We start from the raw sequence: 15,873 nt of genomic DNA on the forward strand, positions 1-15,873 counted from the left end.
GACGCGGACAGGGGTGTCGGTGCCCGGCCGTACACTTCTGGCGTGGCAGGCAGGATCAACGACGACGACGTGAAGGCGGTCCGGGACGCGGTCCCGATCGACGCCGTGGTGTCGGAGTACCTCCAGCTGCGCAACGCGGGGGGCGGCAACCTCAAGGGCCTCTGCCCGTTCCACGACGAGAAGTCCTCCTCCTTCCAGGTCAGCCCCAGCAAGGGGCTGTACCACTGCTTCGGCTGCCAGGCGGGCGGCGACACCCTCGACTTCGTCATGAAGATCGACCACCTCTCCTTCTCGGAGGCGGTCGAGCGGCTGGCCGGCACGGCCGGCATCACCCTGCGGTACGAAGAGGGCGGGTACAACCCCGGCAGCCAGCGCGGCGAGCGCATCCGGCTGGTCGAGGCGCACCGGGCCGCCGCCCAGTTCTACATCGAGCAGCTCGACAGCGCCGAGGCCGAGACAGGTCGCAAGTTCCTGGCCGGGCGCGGCTTCGACCAGGCCGCTGCCACACACTTCGGTGTCGGCTACAGCCCGGCCGGCTGGGACCACCTCACCCGCTTCCTGCGCGGCAAGGGCTTCAGCGACAAGGAGCTGATCCTCTCCGGCCTCGCCCAGGACAGCCGCAGCGGAAAGCCCATCGACCGCTTCCGCGGCCGGCTGATGTGGCCGATCCGCGACATCACAGGCGAGGTCGTCGGCTTCGGCGCGCGCAAGCTCCGCGACGACGACAACGGGCCGAAGTACCTCAACACCCCCGAGACCGCGATCTACAAGAAGTCCCAGGTCCTGTACGGCATCGACCTGGCCAAGAAGGACATCGCCAAGACCAGCAGAGCCGTCGTCGTCGAGGGCTACACCGACGTCATGGCCTGCCACCTGGCCGGCGTCACCACCGCCATCGCCACCTGCGGCACGTCCTTCGGCGGCGACCACATCAAGATCCTGCGCCGGCTCCTGATGGACAACTCCGGTGCCGAGGTCGTCTTCACCTTCGACGGCGACGCGGCCGGCCAGAAGGCGGCCCTGCGCGCCTTCGAGGACGACCAGAAGTTCGCCGCCGAGACCTCCATCGCGATCACGCCCGGCGGCATGGACCCCTGCGACCTGCGCCTCGCCGAGGGTGACGTGGCGGTCGCGAAGCTGGTGGAGTCACGCACCCCGCTGTTCGAGTTCGCCATCCGCCACGTCGTGGACCGGCACAACCTGGAGACGCCGGCCGGCCGGGCCGCCGCCCTCGACGAGGCCGCGCCGATCGTCGCCCACATCAAGAACATCGCCATCCAGCACGAGTCCGCCGTACAGCTCGCGGGCATGCTCGGCATCCTCGACACCCAGTTCGTCGTCAAGCGGGTGGCCCAGCTGGCCCGCTGGGCGCGGGACCGCGGCGGACGCGGCCCGGCCGCGCCGCCCGCCTCCCAGCGCGGCCCGCAGGGGTACGAGCAGCAGCGGCCAGCAGCGCCCGGCGGCCCCGCGCTGAACCTGCGCAGTCCCGCCCACCGCACCGAGCGCGAGCTGCTCAAGCTCGCCCTCCAGCGCCCGGAGCTGGTCTCCCCGGCGTTCGACGCGTACGGCATCGACGAGTTCACCGCCCCGCCGTACGCCGCGGTCCGCCAGTGCATCGAGGAGGCGGGCGGCGCCGCCCAGGGCAGCGAGGACTACCTGGCCCGGGTCCGGGAGGCGGCGCCGAACGACACCGTGCGCGCCATGGTCACCGAGCTCGCGGTCGAGGCGATCCACTCCAAGCACGTGGACGAGGCGTACGCGGGCGTCCAGCTGGTCCAGGTCCGGCTGCGCGCGGTGGACCGCCGCGTCCGCGACGTCCAGGGCAGCCTGGCCCGCCTCGGCGGACACGGCGACCCCGGGCAGCTGGCCGCCGTACAGAACGAGCTGTGGGTGCTCCAGCAGTACGGCCAGTCCCTGCGCAACCGCGGCGCCGACGCGCTCTGACGGCGGGTCCCGCGTATCCGCCCGGTCACGGGCCGGTCTCAAAAAGTCACCGCACGCCCCTCGTGGCGGTGATGTGTCGTACCCCACACTGGGTTGCGGTGCCTGAGTCCTCGGAGCGCGGACGGTCGCCGGAACAGGGACCGGATCTTCCCGCGGATCCGCTCAACACGTACGGGACGGATGGCGGCCCGGCCGCACCCGTCCCGCTGCCGCACGCCCCCGAACCGGCAGCGATCACCCTGGAGGTCGCCCCCGTGCAGACCCAGACCCTGAGCGACGTCACCCCGGCAGTCCCGCCGCAGGAGCCGGTGCAGGAGCGGGCGGAGGAACGGCTGGAGCGGCCCGAGCCGCGCGGCCGCGCCGCCGACACCGGAGGGCCCTCCTCCGACCTCTTCCGCCAGTACCTGCGCGAGATCGGCCGCATCCCGCTGCTCACCGCCGCAGAGGAGGTGGACCTCGCCCGCCGGGTCGAGGCCGGACTCTTCGCCGAGGAGAAGCTGAGCAGCACCCCCGACCTCGACTCCCAGCTCGCCGTCGACCTGGACCGCCTGGTCGTCATGGGCCGGGTGGCCAAGCGCCGCCTGATCGAGGCGAACCTGCGCCTCGTCGTCTCCGTCGCCAAGCGGTACGTCGGCCGCGGCCTGACCATGCTCGACCTGGTCCAGGAAGGCAACCTGGGCCTGATCAGGGCGGTGGAGAAGTTCGACTACGCCCGCGGCTACAAGTTCTCGACGTACGCGACCTGGTGGATCCGCCAGGCGATGTCCCGCGCCCTCGCCGACCAGGCCCGCACGATCCGCGTCCCGGTCCATGTGGTCGAGCTGATCAACCGGGTCGTACGGGTGCAGCGCCGGATGCTCCAGGAGCGCGGGTACGAGCCCACGCCCGAGGAGGTCGCCGGTCAGCTCGACCTCTCCGGCGAGCGGGTCAGCGAAGTCCTGCGCCTGGCCCAGGAACCGGTGTCCCTGCACGCCCCCGTCGGCGAGGAGGACGATGTCGCGCTCGGGGACCTGATCGAGGACGGCGACGCCGCGTCCCCGGTCGAGTCCGCCGCGTTCCTGCTGCTGCGCGAACACCTGGAGGCCGTGCTCTCCACCCTCGGCGAACGCGAACGCAAGGTGGTACAGCTGCGGTACGGCCTGGCGGACGGCCGGCCCCGCACCCTGGAGGAGATCGGCCGGATCTTCGGGGTGACCCGCGAACGCATCCGGCAGATCGAGTCCAAGACCCTCAGCAAGCTGCGCGACCACGCGTTCGCGGACCAGCTCCGCGGCTACCTGGACTGAGCAGCCGGTGCCCTACTGAACATGCTCGTCACCGAGGGCCCGTTCGACTCCCGTGCGGCACCGGCCGGCCCGTGAACGCGTCCAGAAGGACCCGGTCGCCGACCGGCCGGTCCAGCTTCACCGTCACCTTCTCGCGGCTCAGCGCTCCGGGGCAGGGACCGTCCTTCGTCCCGACGACAGATGCGGACAGCACCACGCTGCCGCCCGTCTCCAGCACATCAACGGCGGGGCCGTCGTCGCAGGACCCGTGGTTGGCCACCACAGTGACGGACCGGCCGTCCCCGGCCACCTCGACCAGCCCTCCGAGCGGCGCCAACTCGCTGGTGGACACCTCCTGGGCCGGCTTGATCGGTGGCTCGGGGGGCTTCGAGGGGCTGACGGCGACCCGCTTGAGCGGGGTGCCGTAGCCCTCCAGGGTGAACAGCCAAGCCGGGACGGTCGCCGGGCCACGGCTGGTGGCCAGGGTCATCTCGCCCAGCTTCGCCCCGGTCACGGTCAGGTGCGGTCCGTCGTTGCTGCCGCGGGCCAGGGTCTCGTACGCCTTCCGCGCCCCCATCAGCGGCGACGTGAGCGAGCCTCCGCTCTCCCACTTCACCTGCCCGTCCTTGGGCGGGCTGGCCGGAAGTTCGCCGCGCAGGACGAAGTTCTGGGTGTCGTAGGCGCGTTTGTCGGCTTCGTTGCGGAAGGCGGTCTCGGGCAGCTGGACCGCCTCGCCCATCGGGTAGTAGCCCTTGCGCCATACCTCGGCGGCCTTGGAGCCGTCCCAGGCGTCGGCGACCTGGCGGGCGCGGGCCTCCCTCTTCGGCGCCGGGTCGGTGCCGCGGACCTCCGCGCCGGGGCCGCCGGCCTTCTCGCTGCCGCAGCCGGCGACGGCACCGGATCCGGCGGTGAACAGGGCCAGTATGACGAGCAGATGGACGGTGCGGCTGGTGTTCGTACGCATGGGTCCTCCAGGAACTGACGGTGACGAGTGGAGGCTGTGCGGTGAGGGGTGAAGTCCGGACCGTCCCTGTGACGCGCCGACCCCGGCCCGGGTTCGGTCCATTCCGTCTTCCGGTCGCGTTTGTTGTTGCATCGTGACCAGAGTCCTGGCCGCGGGATGCAGGCGGCGCCGTGCAGACCTGCACCGAGTGACATCGGTGCAGGTCCATTCCCGTCCACTGCCGGAATGCAGTGGATGCTCCGGGCACTCGTTCGCATTGGGCCCTCTACGGAGCGATCACCGCGCGGTGGATCCGGGTTCAGTAGACGCTGAGGTTCTCTTTGAGGAGCACCTCTTGCACCGGCTGATAGTAGGTCGTGCGGTCGGGTTGCGCGTCTGTGTCGCCGCAGGGCTGGTCGGCGTAGTTGCCACCGGACGTGATGCCCAGGGCGGTCGTCCCCGTGAACAGGGGGCCTCCGCTGTCGCCATGCACATTGCAGAGGCTAGTCTCGATCATGTCGTAGAGCGTGGCCCCGTCGTCGTAGTTGACGGTCATGCTCGGTCGGAGCACCATGCCGACCAGGTCCTGGGTTTTGGTACCGACACGCTTCACCTTCTCCCCGTCCACAACCCACCGAGAGTCCGTGATCTGCGACGCCGTGCCGTCCTTGTACTGGATCATCCCGTATGCGACGACATCGGAGTTGCGGTATTCGATGATGCCCCAGTCCCCGGGTTCGTATTCGAAGCGGACCTGCCGGCCGAGGTAGATGCCGCCGTTATACCGGTACCAGTCGTAGTTGCCACCGATCATGCAGTGCCCAGCGGTGAGCAGAAACCTCTTACCGGAGGAGTTGGTGACGTTGAATCCTGCGCTGCAAAGCAAGGAGTCAGAGTAGATTCCGATGCCACCGCGCGTTACATAGGCGGTTCTCTCCAGCTTGCCCGAGCGCGCCTCGATGCGCACCGCGTCTCCGTGGGCCGCGGCGGCCCTTTCAATCCGGGCCCGATCGGCGGCGGACACCCCGTCGTAGATCTCGACGGACACTTGGTTACTGCTCGGGTCGACGCCCCACGAGGTGTTGGGGATACCCGCCAACTGGTCCAAATCGGCGTGGACAGAGGCAAGCGCGGCCGCACTGTGGGGGACGATCTTCGCCGTCCCACCCGCGTTCCGAACCGATCCTGCGGCGGCCTGGTCGGTGACCGCGATGATGGGGCGCCCGTCGTCGTAGTAGACGCCACCGGTGCGGTCGTCGCCGAGCTTGGCGGCCAGCGCTGCCGCCTGACCAGGATCGGTGAGCGGCGCCGGCCCCGCCTGGGCGGCGGGCGAGACGAGCACCGCGAGCAAGCCGCCAACCGCCACCGCAGTTCCCGCGCGATGTATTCGACGTCTTTGCATCTGTTCCCCCCAATAGGCGAAGAGCACGTCGTCGTTGATCAACGTGCCCGGAGCAGCATGTCGACAGTTGGTTGCCGATGGGCGAATGGGAACGTTCTGGTGACTGACAACTCGTTTGAAGCGAGGGGACGTTGACGCCACCGACTAGACCTTCGGTACGTGTGGCACTCATATTCGTCCACGCGGCTAACGAGCTCGTGCATGGTTGGCGGTGGCGCGTCGAGGCCGTGATCGTTGATCATGGTCCGTGTGGTGGGGAACCGGGCTCGTGTAGCGATCATTCGAAGTCAGCGGATCACGGGCCTGTCGCCCGATGTGATTGCTGGACTCATCGCTGAGATCGGCCCGTTGTGGCATGAGCGACACCAGGCCGCGCTCACAGCGCGTCCCCGTCGACGGGCCGTTGGTGCCGGGGCCAAACGCAAACCGGTCTTCGTCGACCGCCGTGCTCGGCGTGTACGAGGAGGTCGGCGCCGTCGGCCAGCGCCTGCTCGACGTGCTGCCGCCACTGCTGGTCGTGTCCGACGACACGTGGGACTCGACGCTCATCCCAGTGCTCGCCGGCGAGGTCACCAAACAGGGGCCGGCCCAGGGCGTCGTACTCGACCGCCTGCTCGACCTGTTGCTCATTTCGGTGCTGCGGGTGTGGTTCGACCGACCCGAGACCGAGGCCCCGGCCTGGTACCGGGCCCACACCCACCCGGTGGCCGGCGAGGCGCTGCGACTGACCGAGTGGCGCCTGGCCTTGGCAGCCGACCTGCTGCGCCAATCCGACGCCACGCTGAACACCGTCGCCCGGCAGGTCGGCTACGGCAGCGGGTCGCCCTCAGCCCGGCGTTCAAGCGGGTGTACGGCATCAGCCCGCAGGAGCATCGCAACGCCCCGCCGGCGCATGCGCCGTGACGGGACCTGCCCCAGCGGTACGGGCTCTGGCAGAGGGTGTACGAACGCTTCGCTCCTCCCGCAACCGTTCGATCCGCTCCCGAGCAGCCGACTCCCTCGCCTCCAACAGACCCAGCACCGATGCCACCGAAACTCCCCGCACGTTCATGAGGCAACAGGACGGCCCATTGCCTGCCTCGCCGGAGGGGAGTCCGCTCCCACCAACGGAAACAGAGCGATCATGTTCGGTAGGACAACGGCTTCTTGTAAGGTCCTGCGGGTTCGGAGTCTGGATCACGAGCGGATCTCGTCCATCAGCATCCGCAGGGTCAGCGAATGCTTCTCGGGGGGCAGTGCGTCCATGGCGGCCTGGGCGTAGGCGACTCCGCCCGCCCGGTCCCCCGCGCGCGCCAGCATGAGCCCCCGGTGCAACTCAAGGTGCGTGGCGAACCTGGGCAAACTCGCAGGCAACTCCCGGCGAGCCTGATCCTGGGCCTCCACCGCCCCCTTCTCGTCGCCCAGGCGTGCGAGTAGCAGCGACCGGAAGACGTTCACGCGCCACCACGGGACGGCGTAGTCCGATGTCTGCTCGTACGACCCAGCCTGATCGAAGACCCGCTGCCCCTGCTCTGCCAGCTTCAGCGCCGTGGCCCGGTCGCCACGGAGGGCAGCAGCATGCGCCTTGCCGTAGATTGCGTTCAGCAGTCCCAGCGAAGGCATGTCGCTGATGGCCATGGCCTGGTCGGCCAGCACGTCGGCAACGCCCAGGGACGCCCCCTCGTAGCCGAGGGCGATGGCGGCTCGGCCGCGCACCCATACCCTCGCCTCGTTGTCGCCGGACTGGTCGGCCGACTGGGCAGCCATGCGGTACCAGTGGACAGCCTTCGAGCCGTCGCTGCCGGGGAATGTCTTCGCGTACAGCGTCATCAGCCGGCCTGCGACCGACCACAGACGCGGATCATCCAACTGTTGCTGGACTGCCACCAGTTCACGCGACACTCGGCGCTGAATGTCGGCGGCCCCCATGGACATGTAGTCGTTACCGTAGGTCGCCAGCTTCGCCGAACCGTCGGGTGTACCCGGCTGCGCCGAGTGCCTGTCCATCGGCGTACGCAAGGCCAACGCACGGTCGCGCGGCAACTTCAGCGAGGCATCCGACGCGATCGTGGCCCTGAAGACCCACCTTGCCGAGGAGCACGGGTGATGATCCGGGCGGCGTACCGCTACGTCCTGCACCGCATCACCGATCATCCGGACACTGACACGACCTATGAGGTTGAGTGTCTCTGGTGCGAGTGGAAGGCGACGCCCTCAGAGGACTCGGCGGCGGTCGACGTCGACTGTATGAGTCACACCGGCCACAGCGGACACAAGGGCTTCCGCCGCATCCGGACATCCTTCGCGCTGGTGGTGCGGGTTGAGTAGACAACCCGCCCCGCTGTGACTGCGGCGGTGCAGGGCAGCGGGATCGGGACCCCAGGGTGCGCTCGCATAGATCAACTCGCGCTCCGAAGAGGGAGGCGTAGCCTGAACTGTTACGCAAGCGCTTGCCAGGCCCGTTTCTCGGAGGGCCCATCCGTACTCCGCGGCTGACTGGACTGACCGTCCGGGCCCGCCGGCCTCCGTCGGCGGGACCCGAGCCCCGGATCAGTCCACCTCGGCGACCGCCTGGGCGAACTGGGCCGCGTACAGCCGCGCGTACGCGCCCCGCGCCGCCAGCAGCTCGTCGTGCGTGCCCTGTTCGACGATCGAGCCGTTCTCCATCACCAGGATCACGTCCGCGTCGCGGATGGTGGACAGCCGGTGGGCGATCACGAAGCTCGTCCGCCCGTGGGCCAGCCTCGCCATCGCCTTCTGGATCAGCACCTCGGTCCGGGTGTCGACCGAGCTGGTCGCCTCGTCGAGGACCAGGATCACCGGGTCGGACAGGAACGCCCGCGCGATGGTGATCAGCTGCTTCTCGCCGGCGCTCACACCGGTGCCCTCGTCGTCGATCACCGTGTCGTACCCGTCGGGCAGCGTCCGGATGAAGCGGTCGGCGTGGGCGGCGCGGGCGGCCTCCTCGACCTCCGCCCGGGTGACCTCGCGGGACGCCGCCCCGTAGGCGATGTTCTCGGCGATCGTGCCCCCGAACAGCCAGGTGTCCTGGAGCACCATGCCGATCCCGGAGCGCAGTTCCTCCCGGGACATCCGCGCGATGTCCACCCCGTCGAGCGCGATGCGGCCGCCTGTCACCTCGTAGAACCGCATCAGCAGATTGACCAGGGTCGTCTTGCCCGCGCCCGTCGGGCCGACGATCGCGACCGTGTGGCCCGGCTTCACGTCCAGGGACAGGTTCTCGATGAGCGGCTTCTCCGGCTCGTACCGGAAGGCCACCTTCTCCAGCGTCACCCGCCCGCCGAGTCCGCTCGGGCCGCCCGGCCCGCTCGCCCCGTCCGGCTGCCGCTCCGCCGCCACCGCGTCCGGCTGCTGCTCCTCGGCGTCCAGCAGTTCGAAGATCCGCTCGGCGGACGCGACGCCCGACTGCACCAGGTTCGCCATCGACGCGACCTGGGTGAGCGGCATCGAGAACTGCCGCGAGTACTGGATGAAGGCCTGCACATCACCGATCGACAGCGAGCCCGAGGCGACCCGCAGACCGCCGACCACCGCCACCAGGACGTAGTTGAGGTTGGAGATGAAGAACATCAGCGGCTGCATCATCCCGCTGACGAACTGCGCCCTGAAGCTCGCCCGGTACAGCGCCTCGTTCTGCTCCCGGAAGGCCTCCGCCGACTCCGTCTGCCGCCCGAACACCTTCACCAGCGCATGTCCGGAGTACATCTCCTCCACGTGCGCGTTCAGCTTGCCCGTCGACTTCCACTGCTCCACGAACTGCGGCTGCGACCGCTTGCCGACCCGCGTCGCCACCAACACCGAGACCGGCACCGTCACCAGCGCGACCAGCGCCAGCAGCGGCGAGATCCAGAACATCATCGCGAGCACGCCGATGATCGTCAGCAGCGAGTTGATGAGCTGGCCCATCGTCTGGTTCAGGGTCTGCGCGATGTTGTCGATGTCGTTGGTGGCCCGGCTCAGCACCTCGCCGCGCTTGGCCCGGTCGAAGTAAGACAGCGGCAGCCGCGAAAGCTTCGCCTGGATCTCCTCGCGCATCCGGAACATGGTGCCGTTGATGGCACGGTTCGACAGCCGCGTCGCGACCAGCATCAGCAGCCCGGCCGCCGTGAAGGCGATCAGCGCGGTCAGCAGGACCGTACCGACCCGGTCGAAGTCGATGCCCTGCCCCGGGGTGAAGGCCGTCCCCGAGAGCATGTCGGCCGTCCCGCCGTCGCCCCGGTCACGCAGGCCCTGCAGGGCCTGCTCCTTGGTCAGGCCCTCGGGCATCTGCCGCCCGACGATCCCGGCGAAGACCAGGTCGGTGGCCTGCCCGAGGATCTTGGGACCGACCACGGAGAGCGCGACGCCGCCGACGACGGCGACGAGCATCCCCCAGAGCGTGGCCCGCTGGACCGCGAGCTGCCGCAGCAGCCGTTGGCCCGACCCCTTGAAGTCCATGGACCGCTGCGCGGGTCCCATCATCATGCGTCCCCCGGGCCCGCTCATGCGGCCTCCGCCTCCGTCAGCTGGGAGAGCACGATCTCCCGGTAGGTCTCGTTGTCCTCCATCAGTTCGTGATGGCGTCCCACGCCCACGACCTGCCCCTCGTCCAGGACCACGATCCGGTCCGCGTCACGGATGGTCGCCACCCGCTGGGCGACGATCACGACGGTCGCCTCCGCCGTCTCGCGCGCGAGCGCGGCCCGCAGCGCGGCGTCCGTCGCGTAGTCCAGCGCGGAGAAGGAGTCGTCGAAGAGATAGATCTCCGGCCGCTGCACCAGCGTCCGCGCGATCGCGAGCCGCTGCCGCTGGCCGCCCGAGACATTCGTACCGCCCTGCGCGATCGGCGCGTCGAGCCCGCCGTCCAGCCGTTCCACGAACTCCCGCGCCTGCGCGACCTCCAGTGCCTGCCACAGCTCGGCGTCGCTCGCGCCCGGCCGTCCGTACCGCAGATTGGTCGCCACCGTCCCCGAGAAGAGGTACGGCTTCTGCGGCACCATCCCCACGGTCCTCGCCAGCAGTACGGGATCGATGCGCCGTACGTCCTCCCCGTCCACCAGCACCTCGCCGCCCGTCGCGTCGAAGAGCCTCGGCACCAGCCCCAGCAGGGTCGACTTCCCGCTGCCCGTCGACCCGATCACGGCCGTCGTCTCGCCCGGCCGTGCCACCAGATCCACCGCACGCAGGACGGGCACCTCGGCACCCGGATAGCGGAAGTCCGCGCCCCGCAGTTCCAGATGCCCCTGCCGGCGCAGCTCCCGCACCGGCTCCACCGGCGGTACGACACTGGACTCGGTGCCCAGCACCTCCTGGATGCGCTCGGCGCACACCTCGGCGCGCGGCACCATCATGAACATGAAGGTGGCCATCATCACGGCCATCACGATCTGCATCAGGTACGCGAGGAACGCGGTCAGCGCACCGATCTCCATCGCGCCACTGTCGATCCGCAGCGCACCGAACCAGACCACCGCGATGCTGGAGACGTTCACAACGGTCATCACGGTCGGGAACATCAGCGCCAGCAGCCGCCCGGTGGACAGCGAGACGTCCGTGAGTTCGGTGTTGGCGGCCTTGAACCGCTCCTTCTCGTACGCGTCCCGGACGAACGCGCGGATCACCCGGTTGCCGGCGATCTGCTCGCGCAGCACCCGGTTCACCGTGTCGAGCCGCTCCTGCATGAGGCGGAACAGCGGCCGCGTCCGCATCACGATCAGCGAGACGGCGATGCCCAGGACCGGCACGACCGCCAGCAGCACGCCGGACAGCTGCACGTCCAGGCCGAGCGCCAGCACGATGCCGCCGACGCACATGATCGGCGCCGAGACCACCAGGGTGAACGCCATGAGCACGAGCATCTGGACCTGCTGGACGTCGTTGGTGGTACGGGTGATCAGCGTCGGCGCCCCGAACTGTCCCAGCTCGCGGGCCGAGAAGCTCTGCACCCGGTCGAAGACTGCGGCCCGGACGTCCCGGCCGAGCGCCGCCGCGGTCCGCGCGCCGAAGTACACCGCGCCGATGTTGCACACCACCTGGACGAGACTGACGCCGATCATCAGGCCGCCGAAGGCGAGGATGTAACCCCCGTCCCCCTCCACCACCCCGTTGTCGATGATGTCCGCGTTGAGGGTCGGCAGATAGAGGGTGGCACTGGTCTGGAGCAGCTGAAGCAGCACCAGCAGGCCGATGGGTTTCTGGTACGGACCGAGGTGGGTCCGCAGGAGTCGTATGAGCACGCGCAGGCTCTCCGGTAGGCAAGATGGGGCGGTCGTCCCATCTTCCGCCCACCCGCCCCCGCAACCTCAAGCGATTAAGCCGAGGGCGTGTCAGGACACGGCCCGCCAGGCAGCGGCTGTCAGGCAGCCTGTCAGGAAGAGGCGGGGCCGAACGCTCCCGGGTGGAGCTGCTCCCGCGTCGCGATGTACTGCTGCCGCACCGCCTGACCCACCGCCAGTTCCTCGCCCGGCTCGAAGACCTGCGCCGCGGCGCCCTGCCAGGCCGGCGGGGTGTGCGGGGCGAGCGTCCCCTGCGCGACGCCCAGCGCCCAGGCCGCCTGCCGCGCCGCGCCCAGCGCCGCGTAGTCCGCGGGCTGCGGTACGACGACCTGCGTGCCGAACAGCATCGGCGCCGCGGCCTGCACCGCCGGCAGCTCGGCGGCCTGCCCGAGCAGGAACACCCGCCGGACCTCCACCCCGCGGCCCCGCAGGACGTCCATCGCGTCCGCGAGCGCGCACAGCATGCCCTCGAAGGCGGCCCGCGCCAGGTGCTCGGGCTTCATCGAGTCGCGCCGAAGACCGCTCAGGGACCCTGCGGTGTGCGGCAGTTGGGGAGTCCGCTCGCCCTCCAGATAGGGAAGCAGTACGAGCCCGTACGCCCCCGGGGTCGACTTCAGCGCCAGAGCCGACAGCCCGTCGAGGTCCACCCCCAGCAGCTCGGCGGTCCCGCGCAGCGCCCGAACGGCGTTGAGCGTGTGCACCACCGGCAGGTGCATCCCGGTTGCGTCGGCGAAGGAGGTGATCAGTCCCTGCGGGTCGGCCAGCGCCTCGTGGTGCACGGCCATCACCGAGCCGGAAGCCCCCAGCGACACCACCGCGTCGCCCGGCCCGAGCCCGAGCCCGAGCGCCGCGGCCATCGTCTCGCCGGTGCCGGCGGAGATCAGCAGCCCCTCGGGGGTGGTGCCGGCGGAATCGGCGGGTCCGAGTACCTCGGGCAGCAGCACCTGGTGTCCGAGGGCCAGCTCTACGAGGTCCGGCCGGTAGGACCCGGTCGCCGCCGACCAGTACCCCGTACCGGAGGCGGCCCCGCGGTCGGTGGTCCGGCGGGCGGGCCGGCCGAGTAGCTGCCAGACCAGCCAGTCGTGCGGCTGCATGACCACGGCCGTGCGCCGGGCCGCCTCGGGTTCGTTCTTCGCCAGCCAGCGGAGCTTCGCCACCGGCTGGGCGGACTGGGGTACACACCCCACGGCCTCGGCCCAGGCCTGCCGCCCGCCGAGCGCGTCGATAAGATCGGCGGCGGCGACCTGCGCCCGCTTGTCGTTGCCGAGCAGGGCAGGGCGTACCAGAGAGCCCTGCGCGTCCAGCGGCAGCAGACCGTGCTGCTGCGCCGAGACGCCGATGGCCTGGACCCCCTCCAGCAGCCCCCCGGTGGCGGCCTCACCCAGGGAGAGCAGCCAGGTCTGCGGGTCGACCTCGGTCGGCTTGCCCTCCGGCGCGGCCTGCGGGTGCGGTGCGTACCCCTGTCGCAGCACGGCACCCGTGTCCGTGTCGCAGACGACGATGCGTGTGAAGGCGGAAGAGCTGTCCAGCCCGGCGACTATCCCCATGGTTCAAGATTCTGCCGCACCGCCGGACCGGGCAGCGCCACGGCGACTACGTATTGGTGGTTCCCCAGTCGTCCTCGACGGTCCCGTTGCGCTCCCGCAGCGAGCGCACCCGGTGCGCGACCGATTCGGGCATCCGGTCCCCCATCTTGTCGCTGACGGTCGCGAACGCCTTCCCGGCCACCTCGCGGCTGCTCTGCGCCGCCGACTCGGCCGCGTTGCGCACGGCGGGGTTCTGCGAGACCTGCCGAGCGGACTTCTTCAGCTGTTCGTAGCGTTCGCGCCCGGCCCGTGTGCCGAGCACGTATCCAAGGACCAGTCCGGCGACGAACGTGAGCCTGTACCGCATGGCTGCCACCCTTCCCTTGCGTCGGTGCTGGCCGCCTACCCGTCGGGGCCCTTGATTACCCAGGGGCGAACCGATTGGCGGAGCACCCCCCTGCTTGCGCTAATGTATGTGTCGCAGCGAGCACGCGCCGCCCGGCAGAGCCGGAGGGGGGTGCGTTCGAGGCAACGCAGCAATCCCCTGTAGCTCAATTGGCAGAGCAGCCGGCTGTTAACCGGCAGGTTACTGGTTCGAGTCCAGTCGGGGGAGCGCGATCCCCTGTAGCTCAATTGGCAGAGCATTCGGCTGTTAACCGGAGGGTTGCTGGTTCGAGTCCAGCCGGGGGAGCAGAACGGAAACAGGACCCCTTGAGGGTCCTTTTTCGTGCCCTTCCGCGCCTCTGCCCTGCCACTTCCGGGGATCTTTCGCGTCTGTTCCGCGTCTCCTGGAACCGGGCAGGGCGCAGCGCAGTCCTCATGGTCAGGCGTTGCCGACCATCCGAGGCAGGAGATCGTATGAGCGGCTATGCTGCGGCAGACGGCGCGCACAAATGTGCGCGACGCGCCGTTAGGGGCGGTAGCTCAGCCGGTTAGAGCAGCGGACTCATAATCCGTCGGCCGTGGGTTCGAGTCCCACCCGCCCCACACCATGCCGCAGGTGAAGAATCGTTTTCACCTGCGGCCTTTGCTTTCTCCGGAGGGTAGTGCCCGGCGGGCCCGGGGCCCGTCCGACGCGCCAGGGCCCGGCCCGGGGGAGATGGTTCGACATGTGTCAACATAGACGCATGTCGAACAACGAGGTGGTCGTCGGGGCGCTCACGGCCGGCCACGCCGAGCAGGTTCTGGCGATCTATCAGGCAGGGATCGACGAGGGCAACGCCACGTTCGAGACGGCCGCTCCCACGTGGGAGGCGTTCGACGCGGCGAAGCTCACGGAGCACCGCCTCGTCGCCCTCGCCGCCGGCAGCGAGCGGGTGCTCGGCTGGACCGCGGTCACCGGGGTCTCCGACCGGTGCGTGTACACGGGAGTGGTCGAGCATTCGGTGTTCGTCGCCCCCGGGGCCCGGGGGCAGGGCGTGGGCCGCCTGCTGCTCGACGCCCTGGCCGCGTCGACCGAAGCGGCCGGGATCTGGACGATCCAGTCGGGCATCTTCCCGGAGAACAGCGCCAGTCTGGCCCTGCACCGGCGCGCCGGGTTCCGGACCATCGGCACACGCGAGCGGGTCGGGCGCCATCACGGCGTGTGGCGCGACGTCCTGCTCGTCGAGCGCCGCAGCCCGGTCATCGGCTGAGCGGCGCGCCGGGCGACGCCCGGTCAGCCGGCCTCGGCCGCGTACGGAGCGATGGCGACCGCGGTCAGGCCCTCGGCGAGATAGCTCCCCAGCGTGTGGAAGTCGACCCGCCCGATGACCGGTTCGTCGTGGTGGTCGACGGGGAACCGGTTGCCCAGCAGCCTCGGGACCGCCACCAGATCCCCAGGGTCGGCCAGGTTGTACCAGCGGCCGACGCCCGGCGGCCTGGTGCCCCGGCCGCCGGCCGGCCCCGGTTCCAGTACGTCGAACACCGCGCTCGGCAGTCCCAGGGGCGAGCCGAGGGTGACGAAGAGGTCCACGCTCAGGTCGGGATGGGCGTGCAGCGCCTCGTACGCCACCACCGAGCCCAGCGAGTGGGCGAGCAGCACGCGCGGCCGCGCCGCCCGGACGGCGTCGGCCACGGCGGCGCGCGCCTTGCGGCGGCGTTCGGGATGGCTGAGGTAGCAGTGGACCTCCCGGACGAACGCCACGACGGCCCGGGTCAGTACCTCCACCGGCGTACTGCGCTTCCCCGCGAGCCAGCCCAGCGCCTGGCGCAGCGGTGCCGTGGCCCAGCCCTGCTCCTCGTCCTCCACCGCTGGGTCGGGGACGCCCGCGGAGCGCAACAGCGTCCAGGCCAGGGCCGCTTCCTCCTCGGACAGATCCGCCAGGTCCATGGCGTCGTCGTACTGCGCGTCCTCGTCGGCCAGCAGATCCGCGTAGTACGCGACGCCGAGGCGGGGCACCGGGAGATGGATCAGACCGCCGGAGCGGTAGCCGCGGGCCAGTCGCGGCTGCCATTCGCGGGCCAGGAACGCGGCCGCCTCGGTCGGGCTGAGGCCCGTCTGGTAGTTGCCGATGCCGTGGACCGCGATCACGGGTACGTCGCTCACTGGCTCTCCACT

12 protein-coding genes, 3 tRNA genes and 1 pseudogene are annotated in these 15,873 nt (G+C 70.1%); 8 read left to right on the top strand and 8 right to left on the bottom strand.

The window, feature by feature from the left end; genetic code table 11:
* The first annotated feature begins 42 nt into the window (after nt 1-42).
* Together dnaG and ACWV17_RS09960 are read left to right on the top strand one after the other, a co-directional pair.
* On the top strand, nt 43-1,944 hold the full coding sequence (gene dnaG, locus ACWV17_RS09955) for a DNA primase (RefSeq protein ID WP_455359343.1): 1,902 nt from the start codon (nt 43-45) through the stop codon (nt 1,942-1,944).
* Nucleotides 1,945-2,042: 98 nt separating this feature from the next.
* Complete coding sequence (locus ACWV17_RS09960; RefSeq protein WP_455359344.1) at nt 2,043-3,230, top strand: sigma-70 family RNA polymerase sigma factor; 1,188 nt, start codon at nt 2,043-2,045, stop codon at nt 3,228-3,230.
* Between the two features lie 28 nt (nt 3,231-3,258).
* Here the strand turns inward: ACWV17_RS09960 and ACWV17_RS09965 are convergent, their stop codons facing one another.
* A complete protein-coding gene (locus ACWV17_RS09965; protein WP_455359345.1) occupies nt 3,259-4,173 on the bottom strand; it encodes a hypothetical protein in 915 nt (304 codons plus the stop codon).
* A gap of 298 nt (nt 4,174-4,471) precedes the next feature.
* Entirely contained in the window at nt 4,472-5,596 is a 1,125-nt protein-coding gene (locus tag ACWV17_RS09970; RefSeq protein WP_455359346.1) for a S1 family peptidase, read from the bottom strand.
* A 403-nt stretch (nt 5,597-5,999) separates the two neighbouring features.
* Here ACWV17_RS09970 and ACWV17_RS09975 point away from each other — a divergent pair.
* Nucleotides 6,000-6,457, top strand: a pseudogene (locus ACWV17_RS09975) (cupin domain-containing protein); the annotation flags it as partial.
* A 273-nt stretch (nt 6,458-6,730) separates the two neighbouring features.
* On the opposite strand, the gene ACWV17_RS09980 reads toward ACWV17_RS09975, so the two are convergent.
* Nucleotides 6,731-7,687 (bottom strand): XRE family transcriptional regulator, encoded by a 957-nt coding sequence (locus ACWV17_RS09980; protein WP_455359347.1) that lies wholly within the window; start codon nt 7,685-7,687, stop codon nt 6,731-6,733.
* Here ACWV17_RS09980 and ACWV17_RS09985 point away from each other — a divergent pair.
* Nucleotides 7,640-7,861: a DUF7848 domain-containing protein gene (locus ACWV17_RS09985; protein WP_455359348.1), complete on the top strand. Its 222-nt coding sequence runs from the start codon at nt 7,640-7,642 to the stop codon at nt 7,859-7,861. The two genes, ACWV17_RS09980 and ACWV17_RS09985, sit on opposite strands and share 48 nt — an antisense overlap.
* 222 nt (nt 7,862-8,083) lie before the next feature.
* Here ACWV17_RS09985 and ACWV17_RS09990 read toward each other — a convergent pair whose 3' ends face one another.
* The 4 genes from ACWV17_RS09990 to ACWV17_RS10005 form a co-directional block, all read right to left on the bottom strand.
* On the bottom strand, nt 8,084-10,039 hold the full coding sequence (locus ACWV17_RS09990) for an ABC transporter ATP-binding protein (RefSeq protein WP_455359349.1): 1,956 nt from the start codon (nt 10,037-10,039) through the stop codon (nt 8,084-8,086).
* Complete coding sequence (locus ACWV17_RS09995; protein WP_455359350.1) at nt 10,036-11,769, bottom strand: ABC transporter ATP-binding protein; 1,734 nt, start codon at nt 11,767-11,769, stop codon at nt 10,036-10,038. The genes ACWV17_RS09990 and ACWV17_RS09995 overlap by 4 nt, the downstream gene beginning before the upstream one ends.
* Nucleotides 11,770-11,900: 131 nt before the next feature.
* Complete coding sequence (locus tag ACWV17_RS10000) at nt 11,901-13,355, bottom strand: FGGY family carbohydrate kinase (RefSeq protein ID WP_455359351.1); 1,455 nt, start codon at nt 13,353-13,355, stop codon at nt 11,901-11,903.
* Between the two features lie 46 nt (nt 13,356-13,401).
* Entirely contained in the window at nt 13,402-13,701 is a 300-nt protein-coding gene (locus ACWV17_RS10005; RefSeq protein ID WP_455356234.1) for a YtxH domain-containing protein, read from the bottom strand.
* Nucleotides 13,702-13,874: 173 nt separating this feature from the next.
* On the opposite strand from ACWV17_RS10005, the gene ACWV17_RS10010 reads away from it, so the two are divergent.
* The 4 genes from ACWV17_RS10010 (at nt 13,875) to ACWV17_RS10025 (ending at nt 14,968) form a co-directional block, all read left to right on the top strand.
* Nucleotides 13,875-13,947: transfer RNA gene (locus ACWV17_RS10010), tRNA-Asn, on the top strand.
* Between the two features lie 5 nt (nt 13,948-13,952).
* Nucleotides 13,953-14,025 (top strand) — tRNA-Asn (locus ACWV17_RS10015).
* A gap of 222 nt (nt 14,026-14,247) precedes the next feature.
* Nucleotides 14,248-14,321: transfer RNA gene (locus ACWV17_RS10020), tRNA-Ile, on the top strand.
* Nucleotides 14,322-14,461: 140 nt separating this feature from the next.
* Complete coding sequence (locus ACWV17_RS10025; RefSeq protein ID WP_455359352.1) at nt 14,462-14,968, top strand: N-acetyltransferase family protein; 507 nt, start codon at nt 14,462-14,464, stop codon at nt 14,966-14,968.
* A gap of 23 nt (nt 14,969-14,991) precedes the next feature.
* Here ACWV17_RS10025 and ACWV17_RS10030 read toward each other — a convergent pair whose 3' ends face one another.
* Nucleotides 14,992-15,861 carry a serine peptidase gene (locus tag ACWV17_RS10030; RefSeq protein WP_455359353.1) on the bottom strand — a complete coding sequence of 290 codons (870 nt, stop codon included), beginning with the start codon at nt 15,859-15,861 and terminating at the stop codon, nt 14,992-14,994.
* Nucleotides 15,862-15,873 lie beyond the last annotated feature (12 nt).

The sequence above is a fragment of the Streptomyces mabaensis genome (genome assembly GCF_053763515.1).